6 protein-coding genes are annotated in these 16361 nt (G+C 42.3%); 2 read left to right on the top strand and 4 right to left on the bottom strand.

Annotated elements, in window-relative coordinates; all coding sequences use genetic code 11:
* Positions 1-20 precede the first annotated feature (20 nt).
* Together LC586_RS01455 and LC586_RS01450 are read right to left on the bottom strand one after the other, a co-directional pair.
* Complete coding sequence (locus LC586_RS01455; protein ID WP_229482611.1) at positions 21-1418, bottom strand: cytochrome c biogenesis protein; 1398 nt, start codon at positions 1416-1418, stop codon at positions 21-23.
* A gap of 30 nt (positions 1419-1448) precedes the next feature.
* Positions 1449-2189 (bottom strand): cytochrome c biogenesis protein CcdA, encoded by a 741-nt coding sequence (locus LC586_RS01450; protein ID WP_229482610.1) that lies wholly within the window; start codon positions 2187-2189, stop codon positions 1449-1451.
* Between the two features lie 182 nt (positions 2190-2371).
* Here LC586_RS01450 and LC586_RS01445 point away from each other — a divergent pair, with 182 nt between their 5' ends.
* Both LC586_RS01445 and LC586_RS01440 read left to right on the top strand, forming a co-directional pair.
* Positions 2372-9532 carry an AAA family ATPase gene (locus LC586_RS01445; protein ID WP_229482609.1) on the top strand — a complete coding sequence of 2387 codons (7161 nt, stop codon included), beginning with the start codon at positions 2372-2374 and terminating at the stop codon, positions 9530-9532.
* 602 nt (positions 9533-10134) lie between these two features.
* Positions 10135-12717: a GAF domain-containing protein gene (locus LC586_RS01440; protein WP_229482608.1), complete on the top strand. Its 2583-nt coding sequence runs from the start codon at positions 10135-10137 to the stop codon at positions 12715-12717.
* A gap of 245 nt (positions 12718-12962) precedes the next feature.
* On the opposite strand, the gene LC586_RS01435 is transcribed toward LC586_RS01440, so the two are convergent.
* Together LC586_RS01435 and LC586_RS01430 are read right to left on the bottom strand one after the other, a co-directional pair.
* The gene (locus LC586_RS01435) at positions 12963-14291 is read right to left on the bottom strand and encodes an ATP-grasp domain-containing protein (protein ID WP_229482607.1); all 1329 of its coding nucleotides are present in this window, start codon (positions 14289-14291) and stop codon (positions 12963-12965) included.
* Positions 14292-14412: 121 nt separating this feature from the next.
* Positions 14413-15789, bottom strand: coding sequence for an ATP-grasp domain-containing protein (locus LC586_RS01430; RefSeq protein WP_229482606.1), 1377 nt, complete (start codon positions 15787-15789; stop codon positions 14413-14415).
* Positions 15790-16361: the final 572 nt, after the last annotated feature.

Genomic DNA, 16361 nt, shown 5'->3' with positions numbered 1-16361 from the left:
TCCTTTGCGCCCCTCTGCGTTTAAACTTCAATCGCCGCCTCTTTCTCCTCACCTTTTGGCTGTGAACTCAGCCGATCTAAAATCTCCAAAACCTCTTGTTCAAAAGCAACTTGGGCGCGATTAGTTTTGCCACCAACATACAAGCGATCGCCTTTTTGCAATGCCCATATTTGTGAATGAGAAAAGTAACTCATCACCACACCCAGCATTAGTAAACCAAACCCTGAGTAAACAATTGGTATACCTGGATCGGCTTTAATTTGTAAGCCAGTGCTACCAATGACATCCAGAATTTTCAGCTTCACGCCATTAATTTCGGTGAACATCCCAGCGCGGACAGTATCAACGAGTTTGCCAGTAGCATCATAAATTAATACCATCCCTTGCAAGTCTTTGGCTAGCAAAGAGACACCCTCACTCAAATCAGGTTTCGTAGGAACCCATGTTCCCCAAATGCGCCCTTGTCCATTGGTGTTCAATTGCGCCATTGGTAGCTGAAAAATCGGGCTGTTGTTAAATTGGACGCGAACACCCGCAATTCCCCAATCAGTTTGATAGAAAGTGATGCCATGATAGCGCAGAGGCTCATTGACAAAAATCTTCTTATGGTCAACTTCCTCTCCCTGCTTATTTAAGACAGACATATCCGAATAAAATTGATCAATGCCACCAGATGGTGTGTAGTCAATCCAAAAACGATTAACTCGCACAGACCAATCTTTCGGGATTTGGGCGGCTATTGGGCCAGCATCGACAATATTTGTCACTTGAAATGTATCGCCACTGGCAACCATTTCCTGAGCCAAAAAACCAGTCATCGCCCCCCAAATTCCCCCTATCAGAATAGCGACGATGCCAATATGAACGATAATTGGGCCGATGCGTCCGACTATTCCTTTGCGGGCGTAGAGGAGATTTTCTTTTTCTGGATCTTGATAAATTTTATAGCGGTGTTTTTGTAATATCTGGTTCAAGGAATCTAGGGAACCAGTATCTAGTTCTGCACTTAAAGCTAACTTTTGAAATTGCCGTGGTTCGTCGTAATATTTCCAGCGTTGGGCAGCTTTTAAGGCTGGTAACTGTCGGGTAAATGAACAAGCAGTTAAGCTAGTGCCAAATAAAATGAGTAATGCTAAAAACCACCAAGTACGATATACATGGTCTAACCCAACTACCTGAATTACCTTCCAAGTTAAGAAACCAAATAAAGCTGGATGTTCTGGATAGTTGGCTTGGTAAAATGCGGGTGATTGACCTTGCTCAATTACAGTACCGGTAGAGCTAAAGATTGCAATCAATAGCAGTAGTGCGATCGCTAATCGTAAATTAGTCAGTACGGGCAAAAGCTCTTGCCGTAAGAACTGCCCAGGTACTGCCCACCATTTTAATTCTTTGGACGCCGAATCTTCTAAAGTCATTATGTGTAAAATATAACAAAGGTATTGATATTAAAAACTGCCAAGGGGAATTCGAGAAATTAAGGAAAATACACCGAATCCTACCAACAGCGCCCCACTAACTGGGTTAATCCAACCAGACCAGCGACGCAATTCTAGTAACTTTTTAATTGAAGCTGTAAAAGTACCTGCCAAAATCAATGGCGCTACATAACCGGCTGTGTAAGAAAGTAGCAAAACAGCCCCTAAAATTAAGTCTTGTGTATTGGCAATCCAACTCAACAAACTAGCTAAAACAGGTGTGCTACAAGGGGATGCCACTAAGCCGAAAGTCAGCCCCAGCAAATAGGAACGCAATCCGGCTGGTAAATCTGGCGAAATCCAATTCGTTTCGCCCAAGGATGGAAATTGCAGAGGTAGTGCTTCTAATAAGTTCAGCCCCATGAGAATGGCGATAATGCTGACGATAATCGGCAAACCAATTCCCACTTGACCGTAGACTTTTCCTACTAAACCTGCTATAATACCTAGCCCTGCCAAGGTAGTTGCTAATCCTAAAGCAAACCAAGTTGATTGGGCAGCTGCTTGGAGGCGGCTTTTAGCTTCATAACCGCCGATGTAACCAATGGTAATTGGCAGCATAGAAAGCATACAGGGTGTAAGACTGGTAAGCAAGCCAGCAGTAAAGATGATACCAACACTCACCACGCTAAGGTGTGTCAATTGGTTAGAAACGAGGCTGTTGGCAAATTGTTCTAGTTGGTAAACTTGGGTTTGCAGGTTATCAAGCATGGGGAGTTTATGAGCGGGAAATGCTTACTCTGCTTGAATTTTAGCTTATTTTTTGTTTGTGAGTTAGCAGAACGTAATTATTTGAACTTAATATCATCTAAATTTCATCTGTCCAAGGAAATGTATTTAAAATACAATTAAGCTCGAATTATCCCTGAAAAAGTACGCCTGGAGTATTTGGCATGATGATTGCATTACCCGGATTTCAAATTCTCACTTTGTTAAAAGCAGGGGTAAAAGCAGTCATATACCGTGGAATTAGGGTTCAAGATCATTGTCCGGTAATTATCAAAGGGCTACGTCCAGAACAGTGTACACCCAATAATATTGAACAGATCAAACATGAGTATGCGATCGCTCGCAGGTTAAATACCGCAGCCGTAGTTAAAGCTTACGCTTTAGAGATGCATCAGGGAATCCCTTATTTAATTATGGAGGATTTTGAGGCGCGATCGCTTGACCAGTTGCTAGACCAATTTCAACAGCCTGTTCCGTTTCTGAAGATTGCTATTGAAATCACTAGCAAACTTGCACAAATTCACACTCATCACATTGTCCACAAGGATATTAAGCCGCAAAATATCTTAATTAACCTTGAAACTAATCAGGTCAAAATTGCTGATTTTGGAATTGCTACCTTCATTCCATACCAGCAGCAAATAGTTAGCAGTTCCAGTCGCATTGAAGGCAGTTTACCATATCTTTCACCTGAGCAAACCGGGCGGATGAATCGAGGAATTGACCATCGCAGCGATTTGTATTCTCTAGGAATCACCTTTTATGAGATGCTGACAGGTCAGCTACCATTTCAAGGCAAAGACCCCTTAGAGTGGGTGCATTGTCATATTGCCAAATCTCCGCCATCCCCGAAAAAGTTAAACTCTGATATTCCCCAAATGCTCTGTGATATCATCATCAAATTGCTGTCGAAGGTTGGAGAACAAAGGTATCAGAGCGCTTTAGGTTTGCAATTTGATCTGGAACGGTGCTTAAACCAATTGGAGACAACCGGACAAATCCAATCCTTTGTTTTGGGTGAGCAAGATATCTCAGAGCGCTTTCAAATTCCTCAAAAATTGTATGGGCGAGAACCAGAGATTGCCAAGCTTTTACAAGCATTTGAACGAGTTGTTAGTCAAGGTAAACCAGAACTCGTTTTAGTTTCTGGCTATGCTGGGGTTGGTAAATCTTCTTTAGTAAAAGAGATTCACAAGCCTATTGTGCGAGAACGCGGAGTTTTTATCTCTGGTAAGTTTGATCAGTACAAACGAGATATTCCTTATTCCACTATTGTTCAAGCTTTTCAAACACTTGTTAGACAAATTTTAACGCAGCCCGAAGCTCAACTTGCTACCTGGAAAAAGCGAATACAAGCAGCATTAGGGAACAATGGTAGATTAATCGCAGATGTAATTCCAGAAGTTGAATTAATCGTTGGAGAACAGCCTCCTATACCAGAGTTGGGGCCTGCCGAATCTCAAAATCGGTTCAATTTAGTGTTTCAGAATTTTATCAGCGTCTTTGCTCAAAAAGAGCATCCGCTCACTGTTTTTTTAGATGATATGCAGTGGGCAGACAGCGCTACTTTAAATTTAATTCAAACCGTCATTACTGGGTCTAGTATCCAATATCTCTGCTTCATTTTGGCTTTTCGAGATAACGAAGTAGATGTTGTGCATCCCTTTAGTTTGATGATGGAGAAGATTTGCCAGCATGGAGCAAGAATAACTGAAATTACCCTTACGCCCTTGAATCTTGTTTATGTCAATCAGTTGATTGCTGATACCTTGCATAGTTCAATAGAACGAGTAGAACCTCTTGCTCAATTGATTATCCAAAAAACTGACGGCAATCCCTTTTTTGTCAATGAGTTTCTGAAAACACTGCATCAAGAAAATCTGCTGAATTTTGACCCCCCTCAATCCCCCACCCCCCTTGGTAAGGGGGGACAGAGGGGGGTAAAAGGGGGGTGGCAATGGAATTTAGCTCAGATTGAAGCCCAAGGTATGACAGATAATATTGTCAGTTTGATGATTGGGCGGATGCAAAAACTGCCAGCCGCAACTCAAAAGGTGCTTAAGTTAGCCTCCTGTATTGGTAATCGTTTTGATTTAGAAGTTTTAGCGATCGTTGGTGAACAATCTATTGAAGAAACAGCGAATGCACTTGTTGATGCAATTTTAAGAGGATTAATTATCCCCATAGAGTCAGATGAAACTGGCCAGAAAAACTATCGTTTCTATCATGATCGAGTTCAACAAGCTGCATACTCCTTAATTGCTGATGAATCAAAGTCGGCAGTTCACCTGACAATTGGACGGCTTTTGCTGAAAAATGCTAGTCATGAACAAGTGAACGAACAAATATTTGATTTAGTCAATCAACTCAATTTCGCTGTGGATCTAATTATTGAACAGACAGAAAAAGATGAATTGCTACGGTTGAATTTAATCGCTGCTAATAAGGCAAAAGCCTCCACAGCCTACACTCCTGCTAAAAACTTTTTTAGCGTTGCCATGAATCTTTTAGCTGAAAATGCCTGGATTGAACAATATGAACAAACATTCACTCTATTCAGAGAACTAGCTGAGTGTGAATTCTTAATAGGGAATTTAGGACAAGCGGAAGAATTATTTGAAATACTATTCATGAAAGCAGCATCCGATGTGGATAAATCTAATATTTATATGCTGCAAATCAGACTTTACCAAGTTGCAGGTAGGTATGAAGAGGCGCTGACATTGGGATTAGAAGCTTTAAAACTTTTTGGGGTGACATTCCCTGATACAAATGAGGAAGTACAAGCTGCGATCGCAATTGAAAAAAACCAAGTATTAACCAATCTAGGTAATAGACAAGTCTCTGATTTAATTAATGCTATATTAATCCAAGATCAAAATATTAAAACAGTGATTAGTCTGTTGACGACTTTGGGGCCACCTACTTATCTTGGTAGACCTGATCTCTTTCCCTTAGTCGTACTTAAAGCAGTTAACTACTCACTCAAGTTTGGTAATACAGAAGATTCCTGTTTTGCCTACAGCATGTATGCCATGTTGTTGGTTTCCATCTTCCATGATATTCCTACAGGGTACGCATTTTCTGAGATGACAATTCAATTAAATGAAAAGTTGCATGACTTGAAACTTAGAGGAGTTGTGCTGCACATTCATGGAAGTCATATTAACGTTTGGCGTAACCATATTGCTACCGATATTCCATTTTTAGAGCGGGGATTTATCGGCTGTGTGGAAGCGGGTGATGTGACGATGGCGAACTACAATGGTTATCAAGGCTCGTGGCAAATTATCCAGTTAGGTTTTCCACTTGCAGAAACATACAAATCTCTAGAAAAATATACTGCATTCGCCCGCCAGTCTAAACATGAGACTGTCTATCAGACAATCAAACTACAGCAGATGCTACTGATGAATCTGCGCGGACTGACTCACCACAATCTGACTCTAAGTAATGATGAATTTGATGAATCATCCGCTTTATCTATCATTACAGATGCAGGCTTTGTCAGTGGAATGATTTTTTATCATATTATTAAATTAATTATATTTTTTAATTATGGGAAATATCCAGAAGCATTTAATTCTGCCTTGAAATTGTCTAATTTTCCAGTTACGACACTGGCATTACCAATTGAAGCAGATTACATTTTATATTACTCAGTGACTCTCACGGCTCTTTATCCAACAGTATCTGATCAAGAGCAAGAACAGTTTTTACAAACCCTAAAATCCCATCAGCGGCAATTGCAATACTGGGCTAATCACTGCCCTGCCAACTTCTTACACAAGTCTCAATTAGTAGCTGCTGAAATAGCTCGAATTGAAAATCGAGACTTGGAAGCAATGCGCTTGTATGAGCAATCAATTGCTTCAGCCCGTGAGCAGGGATTTGTGCAATATGAAGCTTTGGCTAATGAGCTATGCGCTAAATTTTATCTAGAACGGAAGTTTGAATTAATTGCCAAAACCTACTTGCAAGAAGCTAAAAATGCTTATGTACGCTGGGAGGCATCTGCTAAAGTTAAGCACCTCGAAGAATCCTATCCTCAGCTATTACCGCAACAACAGCTTGTCTCTAACGGAACGTTTTTCAGCACAGGTGAACAGCTAGACTTTTTATCGGTAGTTAAAGCGTCTCAAACCATATCTCGTGAAATTGTGCTTTCGCGGTTGTTGAAAACATTAATGCAGATTGTCATCGAGCAAGCAGGAGCAGAAATCGGTTATTTGTTGCTTGAATACGAGCAAAATTTGGTGATCGAAGTAGAAGCTAAATTTAATCACCAAGCAGAAAAGCTCAATGTTTACCGACCTGTATTAGAGGGTGAAATTTCACAGGTTATTCCGCAATCAATGCTGAATTATGTTCAGCGAACTCAAGAAACAGTAATTTTGCAGAATGCCACTGAGCAAAATCTGTTTTCTCAAGACGAGTATGTAATCCAAAAACAACCTAAATCTGTACTTTGTTTACCGATCGCGCTTCAGTCGAAATTACTTGGTATCTTATATTTAGAAAACAATCTTCTTTCCAGCGCCTTTACACAGGAAAAACTTTCCGTACTGGAGATTTTGACAGTTCAAATTGCAATTTCTCTAGAAAATGCTCGTCTTTATCAAGGTCTAGAAAATAGCCAAGCAAAACTCAATCTGGCGTTGAAATCTGCCCAAATCGGTGTTTGGAGTTGGGATATTGCCAACGATCGCTTTGCCTGGGATGAGCAGATTTATCAATTATTTGGGTTAACACCTGAAACCTTTGTTGGCACTTCTGAAGCAATTTTAGCTCGTCTGCATCCAGATGATCGGGGATTGCTGGCTCAATCGTTGAGCCGAGCGATTAACGAAGGTGTAGAGCATGATTTAGAATATCGAATTATTCGAGATGACAGCAGTATTCGCTACCTAGCCTGCCGAGGAAAAGCCTTTTTCAATGAAGCAGGTAAAGCAACACACATGAGCGGTGTTGTGCTTGATATTACAGATCGCAAACAATCTGAAGCCAAACGTATCCAACTGATTCAAGAGCAAACCGCCCGTCTGGAAGCAGAAGCCGATCAGCAACGAGCAACATTTTTGGCTCAAGTCAGTGCAACACTCGCCTCTTCCCTCAATTACGAAAGCACGTTAGCAAGTGTGGCCAATCTGGTTGTGCCTTACTTCGCCGACTGGTGCGCCGTTGATCTGTTGCAAGATAACCAATCAATTAATCGGGTAGCAGTTGCTCACCGAGATCCAGAGAAAGTGAAACTCGCTTGGGAACTCTATCAGCGTTATCCCAGAAAGTTGGATGCAGATGAAGGTGTGTCTAAGGTGCTGCGTACTGGACTAGCAGAAATGGTAGCTGAAATTTCAGATGCAGCCCTAGCAGCAGCTATCCCGGATGCAGAACATCTGAGTATTGTACGTGAACTTGGTTTAAAGTCATGTATTATCTTGCCATTGATGGCACGCGAACGGATTTTTGGTGCAATTTCCTTTGTGACTGCTGAATCCGAACGGCGTTACAGCACGGCTGACTTGTCACTAGCTGAAGATGTTGCCCATCGAGCTGCGATCGCCATCGATAATGCCCGCCTTTACCAAGAAGCGCAGCAAGCACAAACAAGAGCAGAGCAGGCCTTAGAGCGCATTGCCCGTCTTCAATCCATCACGGCTGCTCTTTCAGAATCGCTGACACCAGCCCAAGTATCTGAAGTCATTGTAGAGCAGAGCATGGCTGCCTTGGGAGCCAGTTCTGCCCTCGTCGCCTTGGTGAATGAAAGTAAAACTGAACTGGAAATTGTGCGTGCAGTTGGCTATAAGCAGGATTTGGTAAATACTTGGCGTAATTTTGCCATCGATTCACCCTCTCCCCTAGCAGAAGCTGTGCGGACTGGGAAACCTATTTGGGCACAAGCAACAGAAAATCGGGTGGCTCGTTACCCGCATTTGGCAGAAATTTACGCCCAATATGACTTTGAAGCCTGGATTTCTATTCCATTGATGGTAGAAGGTTGGGCCGTTGGCGGTATAACTTTGGGATTTGCCCAGCCTCAACAACTTAATGGAGAAGATCAAGCGTTTATCTTGGCCATTGCTCAACAATGCGCCCAAGCGATCGCTCGCGCCCATCTTTACGAAGCCGAACTAACGGCGCGAAACGCTGCTGAATCAGCAAACCGCATCAAAGATGAATTTCTCGCTGTTCTCTCCCATGAATTGAGAACACCGCTTAACCCAATTCTGGGTTGGACAAAACTGATGCGAACCCGCAAGCTTGATCAAGTAACAAGCGATCGCGCCCTCGAAACCATTGAGCGCAACGCCAAGTTACAAACCCAATTGATTGAAGATTTGCTTGATGTCTCCCGCATCCTTCAGGGTAAACTTAACCTCAACTTCAGCCCCATTAATTTGATATCAGTCATTGAAGCTGCGATCGAGACAGTGCGTTTATCAGCACAGGCTAAGTCCATCGAGATTCAGACAATTATTGAATCTAGTGTCGGGCCAGTTTTAGGCGATGCCAATCGATTGCAACAAGTTTTTTGGAATATCCTTTCCAATGCCATTAAGTTTACTCCCACTGGGGGAGAGGTAAAAATTAAATTAGAGCAAATTGACTCACAGGTACAAATCTGCGTCACTGACACAGGGAAGGGAATTGCGCCTGAGTTCTTACCCTATGTCTTTGATTATTTCCGTCAAGCAGATAGTGCCACAACTCGAAAATTTGGCGGTTTAGGTTTAGGATTAGCGATCGTCCGGCATCTTGTAGAACTTCACGGGGGAACTGTTCAAGCCCAAAGCCTGGGCGAAGAACAAGGAGCAACTTTCACCGTCAAAATTCCATGCTTACAGGATGAAAGCAAAAAAATCAAGGATGCAAAAGATAACTTCTCACTTGTAGAAGATCAGTCCTTACCCTTGTCTGGCTTAGAGATTCTCGTGGTGGATGATGACGCAGATATGCGAGAGTTTTTGCCTTTCATGCTGGAGCAATATGGTGCAACTGTGACTGCTGTCGCCTCAGCCATTGAAGCTTTAACTGCGCTGAGTCAATCCCAGCCAAATTTGCTCATTAGCGATATCGGGATGCCAGAAATGGATGGTTACATGCTGATGCGACAGGTGAGGAGTTTGCAACCAGAGCAAGGCGGGACAATTCCAGCGATCGCCTTAACTGCTTATGCTGGAGAGGTGGATTATCAGCAAGCGATCGCTGCCGGATTTCAACAGCATATTTCCAAGCCTGTAGATCCAGAGGAATTGGTGAAGGCGATCGTCTTATTAGACTTATTGAAACAGAATTCAGGAGTCAGTCGTCAGAATTCAGCATGAATTCTGTACGAGTCGCGGATCTGAATCCCTCACGAAGAGTAGACCTCTTGCAAAAGTCCCTAACACCCCACCCCCAACCCCTCCCCGCAAGCGGGGAGGGGAGCGTTTGCTTTACTCAAATGCGGGGTGGGGTTCTTTATTTTTGATTTATGCAAGAGGTCTAGTGATTATCAGTGCTATTTCGTTCTAAACAGAAACCGCCCAGAACTGAAGTTCTGCGGCTCATAGCTTAAAGTCCGTTAAAACGTGACTATAACCTTTTATTAGTCGTCTTTAGACGACTTTCGCTATTAGACTCAGAATTCATTCTGAGGCGGACTAGATGAGAATGAAATAGCCCTGCTTGATTCTGACTTCTTCTTCAATACAAAATTGACGATCCCCAGAAGACTTTGTAAACGGTAGCAGGGGTTCGGAGTATTACTGCATCTGTACTGTAGTCATAAGTAATTGACTTCCACCTTGGTTCTCAGGATGACGCTAGCCAAACAAGCGATTAAACTATGGATAACATTAAGCAATTGTTGCTTTTAGCACCACTTACATAAATTTAATTGCATTGTTACATCTAAAATCTCATCCTGCTATATAAAAAACCTATTATGTCAGTGTATCAAGATTGTGGGGAGACCACCGATTTGATTATTGGTGTTCACAACCAAGAAAACCTCGAATTACAAGCAAATTCTGCTCCTGTGGGTGCTCTTGCCACAAGACAAGGAACTTTTTCTTCGTTTCTTGCTCCTTTGACTCAGGATACTTTTAAACAGGTCGTTCAGGATGTCGAGCAAAAATTACAGATTGTCCATCAAACCCTGTCAATGCTGGATTCTCAGGGATTTGAAACTCTTCTGCAAGAAATGTTGCATTCGATTACCTTGAAAACCGGGGAATTACTGGGGGCAGACCGGACGACGATATTTTTATTGGATGAAGAAAAACAAGAACTCTGGTCGATTCTGGCTGAGGGGGAGGGCGATCGCTCTTTAGAAATTCGCATCCCCGCCAATAAAGGCATTGCTGGGGAAGTCGCCACCTTCAAGCAAGTTATTAATATTCCCTTTGATTTTTATAACGATCCGCGATCGCATTTTGCCCAAGAACAAGAAAAAAGAACTGGCTACCGCACCTACACCATGCTGGCTTTGCCATTATTGAATGAACATGGACAGTTAGTTGCGGTAGTGCAATTACTGAATAAATTAAAATCTGGGAATAATCCCGATGCTCCACTTGCAGAGCGCATTGATACCAAAGGTTTTATCCGTGCTGACGAACAATTATTTCAAGAATTTGCCCCTTCGATTCGCCTGATTTTAGAATCCTCGCGCTCTTTTTATGTAGCCACTCAAAAACAAAGAGCAGTGGCGGCGCTGATGAAGGCGATCAAGTCCCTCTCTCAAAGCAGTCTCGACTTAGAAGATACCCTGAAGCGGGTGATGGATGAAGCCAAGGAACTGATGAATGCCGATCGCAGTACACTATGGTTAATAGACCGCGATCGCCATGAATTGTGGACGAAAATTACCCAGGATGATGGTTCAACTAAGGAGTTGCGAGTCCCCGTAGGTAAAGGCTTTGCTGGTATAGTAGCGGCTTCTGGCAAGAAATTGAATATTGCCTTTGATTTGTACTACCATCCTGATTCTGATACTGCCAAACAACTCGACCAGCAAAATGGCTATCGCACCTGTAGCTTGCTTTGTATGCCAGTATTTAACGCTGATCAACAACTGATTGGCGTTACCCAACTCGTAAATAAAAAGAAATCTGGTGATTTTCCACCTTATAATCCAGGTGATTGGCCTAAAGCTCCCGACTGCTTCCAAGCTAGCTTTGATCGCAACGATGAAGAATTTATGGAAGCTTTTAATATTCAAGCGGGAGTAGCGCTGCAAAATGCTCAGTTGTTTGCCACAGTTAAGCAACAAGAACAAATGCAACGGGATATTTTGCGTAGTCTTTCCAATGGAGTAGTTTCCACTGATAAAGCCGGGTTAATTATCGCCGCTAATGAAAGTGCCAAGCGTTTGCTAGGACTGGAGCCAGAAGACCGTTTAGAAGGTAAATTAGTTACTGACGCGATCGGCATCAAAGAAGGTGACTTTAGCAAGTGGTATCACGATGCTTTACATGCAGCCGACTTAAAAGGCCGCCAGCAATATTACCCCGATCGCACACTCCTAACTACTGGTACAGAACAGCACAGTATTAATTTATCGATTAACACAATAGCTGATGCTAGCGACCAAGAGCAAGTCCGGGGGGCGCTGGTAGTAATGGAAGATATCAGTGATGAAAAGCGGCTCAAGAGTACGATGTACCGCTACATGACCCAGGAATTAGCTGAAGAATTGCTGAAATTAGATGACGCTAAACTAGGAGGCGATCGCAAAGAAGTTTCGATTTTATTTTCCGATATTCGCGGCTACACCACTTTAACGGAAAACTTAGAAGCAGAAGAAGTGGTGAGTATGCTCAATGAATATTTTGAATCAATGGTGGAGGCAGTCTTTAAACATAAAGGCACTCTTGACAAATACATCGGTGATGCCATCATGGCTGTGTTTGGTTCTCCCCTACCATTGGAAGAACACGCTTGGATGGCAGTGCAAACATCCTTAGAAATGCGCGATCGTCTGCACGAATTTAATCAACGTCGCTATGCAGATGATAAGCCCAAAATTAAAATCGGCATTGGTATCAACTCAGATACCGTGATTAGTGGGAATATTGGCTCTAGTAAGCGGATGGAATTTACCGCCATTGGCGATGGCGTTAATCTTGGCTCTCGATTAGAAAGTGTCAGTAAACAATATGGCTGCGACATTATTATTAGCCATAACACTTTTAAACCATGCCAAGATCATATTTGGGCTAGAGAACTAGATTACATTCGTGTCAAGGGTAGAAATGAGCCAGTAGCCATATACGAATTGCTGGGTTTGCGTTCCAATCCTATTGAAAGCGAAAAATTGCAAGTGATTGAGCATTATCATAAAGGGCGCGAGTATTACCTCAAGCGGCAGTTTTCCTTTGCAAGAGCCGAGTTTGCCAAAGTTTTGGCAGCAGATAACCATGATAAAGCTGCTATGTTACATCTGTTGCGTTGTCAGCATTGGTTACAGTCACCCCCAACAGAATCAGATTGGGATGAAGGAGTTTGGACGTTTCAGGAAAAATAATCGGTCAACTACCCCACCTACTTTTCGCTTGGGGCTTGTAAACCAGAGGCTCATCTGGAGCATACTAGATTAGGGACTTCCAAATAAAAAAATACCCAAAAAACTGGCGAAAAAACTCTCTCCTCCTCATTCCTCTGTGTTCTCCGTGCCTAATAAGGTAGCCTGCGGCAAGCCGCTCTGCGTCTACGTTTATTTGAGTAATTTATTTCTTGGAAGTCCCTTACGCTTTAAAATGCGGATTGGTATCATTCTATAAGCTCGCCCATATTGAAATCTATTCTTATCCAACCTTTGAGTCTTCGTAAGTTGTCGAGAATGAGTAAGGGAATCTGCCAGTGATGTACCATCAGGAAGGGTAAGGGATCGCTCACCTCAAAAATTGCTTCTTTCCCCCGCCTGATGTTTCTTACCCAGGTTTGCAGTTGCTTGAACGATCTAATCTCATTTAGCCGCCAAACTTCGTGGTAGAGCCAATAGGTTGGCTTACTATCACCAAGAGGCTGCAAAGATTCAGCCAGAGGCTCTTTACCAAGATAGGCATCCGCTACTCCTGGATGATTGTAAAACATAGTAATGGCGGAGTGAGTACGGGGGTTACACTCAATCGCGTAAACAGTTCCGTCTTCTGCTTGGATGAAGTCAAAGGAAAGTTGTCCAGTTTTTCCCAGTTCTTTGGTAAAATGACTCGCCCATTGCATAATTTCTTGCCGATCAACGTTTTCGTAGTTGACTTGAAAGGCGGATGACTCACAGCAGCAGTACATTCTTGACTCTCCATCTCGCGCGGTAGTGTGAGTGCAGTATTCCTTTCCAAGGATGAATTCCTGCATAATCCAGGGGTTCTCCTCACTGATGGGCAGACTATTGACAAATGCTGCTGTTTCTGATTTTGTATCGCAAGGTAGCTTGGTGAGATTCAAGCGACGCACTTGATCGTAGGGGATGCTTTTAAGAATGTATTTGCGCTTCTCCTGAGAAAAGTCGAAGTTGAGGACTTGTTCGGGATCGGTAATTTTGAAAGATTTGGGGACAGATAAACCGAACGATCGCGCTGTTTCGGAAAAGGCAAACTTGTCATCCAGGATTTTTGTGACATCACCATCGAAGTGGAAAAACTCTACACAGTCTGGTAAGGGTGACTTGCCTTGATCAAAGTGGATGACGGAAAAAATGGCTACCGGGATAAAAAAGTCGATCTTTTCTGTTTTAGCGATCGCGTGTAGGGTTTCAATGTAGCCTTCTAAGTCTTTGCTGGGATCGGGAACAGTATAAAAGCCTGCAACAGAGTTGGAATATTTATTACCACTTAACCAGTATTTGTCAATATCAATTATAATAACCCGATGCCCAGCAGCATGAAATGAACGCGCTAGCTGAAGGGTTTTAGTCATTCTAGCGCCAGCAATCAAGATATTTTTAGAATTGGGGTTGACAACAATTGACTTACTGAATGGTTGCTTAATAAAGCTCCACAGTAGCGATGTTAAGACGACGATGCAGTTTAAGGGAAATGCGATCGCTAGTAATACAAGAGTGCCCAAGTTTTGGAACACTACAAAAATCTGCTTTCTCATAGTTATAATTGTGACATCAAAGATTGCATTCTTTCCTCGTCAAATATTTTTAAACAATTGCAACTGCTTTAACGAGCTAATAAGTCTCTATTCGTGTTCAAGCCAATAACTAGGCTTACTATCACTTAGGGGTTGCAGAGGTATTGCCATATTTTATGTCTTCTCCAAACTGGATGAGTTTGCCGATGTTGAAATCAATCCTCACCCAAGTTCGTAAGGAGCGCAAACTATCGAGTAATAGCAAAGGAATGTGCCAATGATGTACCATTAAGAACGGTAGTGGGTCGTTAACTTCAAAGATTGCATCCTTTCCTCGCCAAATATTTTTAAACCACTTTTGTAAGTGCTTTAACGATCTAATTTCATTAAGTCTCCAAAGTTCGTGATAAAGCCAATAAGTAGGCTTACTATCACTCAGGGGTTGCAGAGGTTCAGCCGGAGGCTCTTTACTAAGATAGGCATCTGCTAAACCAGGATGGTTGTAATACATTGTAATTGCAGAGTGAGCGCGAGCGTTGCACTCGATCGCATAAATCGTCCCATCTTCCGCCTGAATGAAGTCAAAACAAAGTTGTCCAGTCAGTTGTAGTTCTTTGACAAAATGACTCACCCACTTTTTAATTTCTGGGTGTTCAAAGTTTTCGTAATTGACTTGAAAAGCAGATGATTCACAGCAGCAATGTACCGTTAATGTACCATTTCTCACTGTATCGTGAGTACAGTATTCTGTCCCGGGAATAAACTCTTGCAATATCCAAGGGTTATCTTTACTAATTGGCTTACTTTTAACATGAAACGCCATTTTTTCAGGAGAATCCATTGGTAGCTTGGTCAGATCCAAGCGTAAAACAGAGTCATAGACAATACTTTTGAGAATGTACTTGCGCTTTTCGTTGGCAAAGTCGAATTTAAGAACTTGTTCGGAATCTGTAATTAGGAAGGTTTTCGGGACAGATAGCGAGAGTGAGCGTGCTTTTTCAGCAAAGGTAAACTTGTTATCCAGCATCTTCATTGTATCAGCATCGAAGTGAAAATTCTCGCAACAGCCTGATAACACTGGTTTGCGCTCGGAATCAAAGTAGCTGGCAGCAAAAATACCTACCGGTACAAAAAAATCTATGTTTTCTTTTTTGGCGATCGCTCGCACGGCTTGAGTATAGCTTTCTAAGTCTTCTTGCGAGTCAGGAACTGTGTAAAAGCCAGCCACAGAGTTAGAAAATCGATAACCACTGAACCAGTATTTATCGAGATCAAATAAAATGACTCGATGCCCAGCAGCGTGAAATGATCGCGCCAGCTGAAGGGTTTTGGTCATTCTACCACCACCGATCAAGATATTTTTAGGATTTTCGTTCAAAACCACTTGGTTGGCATCCGATCGGCTGAAAAAATTCCACAGCAGCGATGCAAGTACGACGGTACAGTTAAAGGGAAATGCGATCGCCAGTAATGCAAGAGTACCCAAGTTTTGGAATATGGCAAAAATCTGCTCCCTCATAGTTGTAATTGTGACATGATAGTGGAACCTTTGACTGGTGGCGAGTTAGAAGTTAAGGGGACAAGGAGATGCGCTCCTCTGCTTTCCTAGACTCTGTATTTATTTTGAATTTTAATTTAAATTTTGAATTCTGCTTTGCGGTACTAGTGGCTTCTTTCCGCATCCTCTCTCTTTTTAAAGGTAAATGTCGAATATAGCAGTCCTATTTGATTCGTGAAAAATATAAAATTTGAAAACGAACCGCAAAGTACGCTAAGGGCGCAAAGGTAAGAAAGAAAAAAGGGATATATAATTTTCACAAATGATTTAGGACTGCTATAAGTAAGTCGGCACAATAAAACCAAACTGTGTAAAGAAAAGTAAACAAGGCTCAAACTTTCTTTCCCCCAGCTAAGAGCCCCCAGCAAGAACTGCCTTATCCCAACCATAATTATTTACGCCGACCTACTTATTTATTCTTTATTTTTTAGATGGGGATTCCCTGGAGTACAAATAGGTGTTGCATACGCACTTGAAGTCATTAGATTTTCAGGCAATCGCTCTATTTTGAGCAAGCGTGTACATTAGAGTTC

Source organism: Nostoc favosum CHAB5714 (genome assembly GCF_020829495.1).
Taxonomy (GTDB): Bacteria; Cyanobacteriota; Cyanobacteriia; order Cyanobacteriales; family Nostocaceae; genus Nostoc; species Nostoc favosum.
The sequence above is the reverse complement of the archived record's forward strand: the minus strand, read 5'-3'. Positions and strand labels throughout refer to the sequence as shown.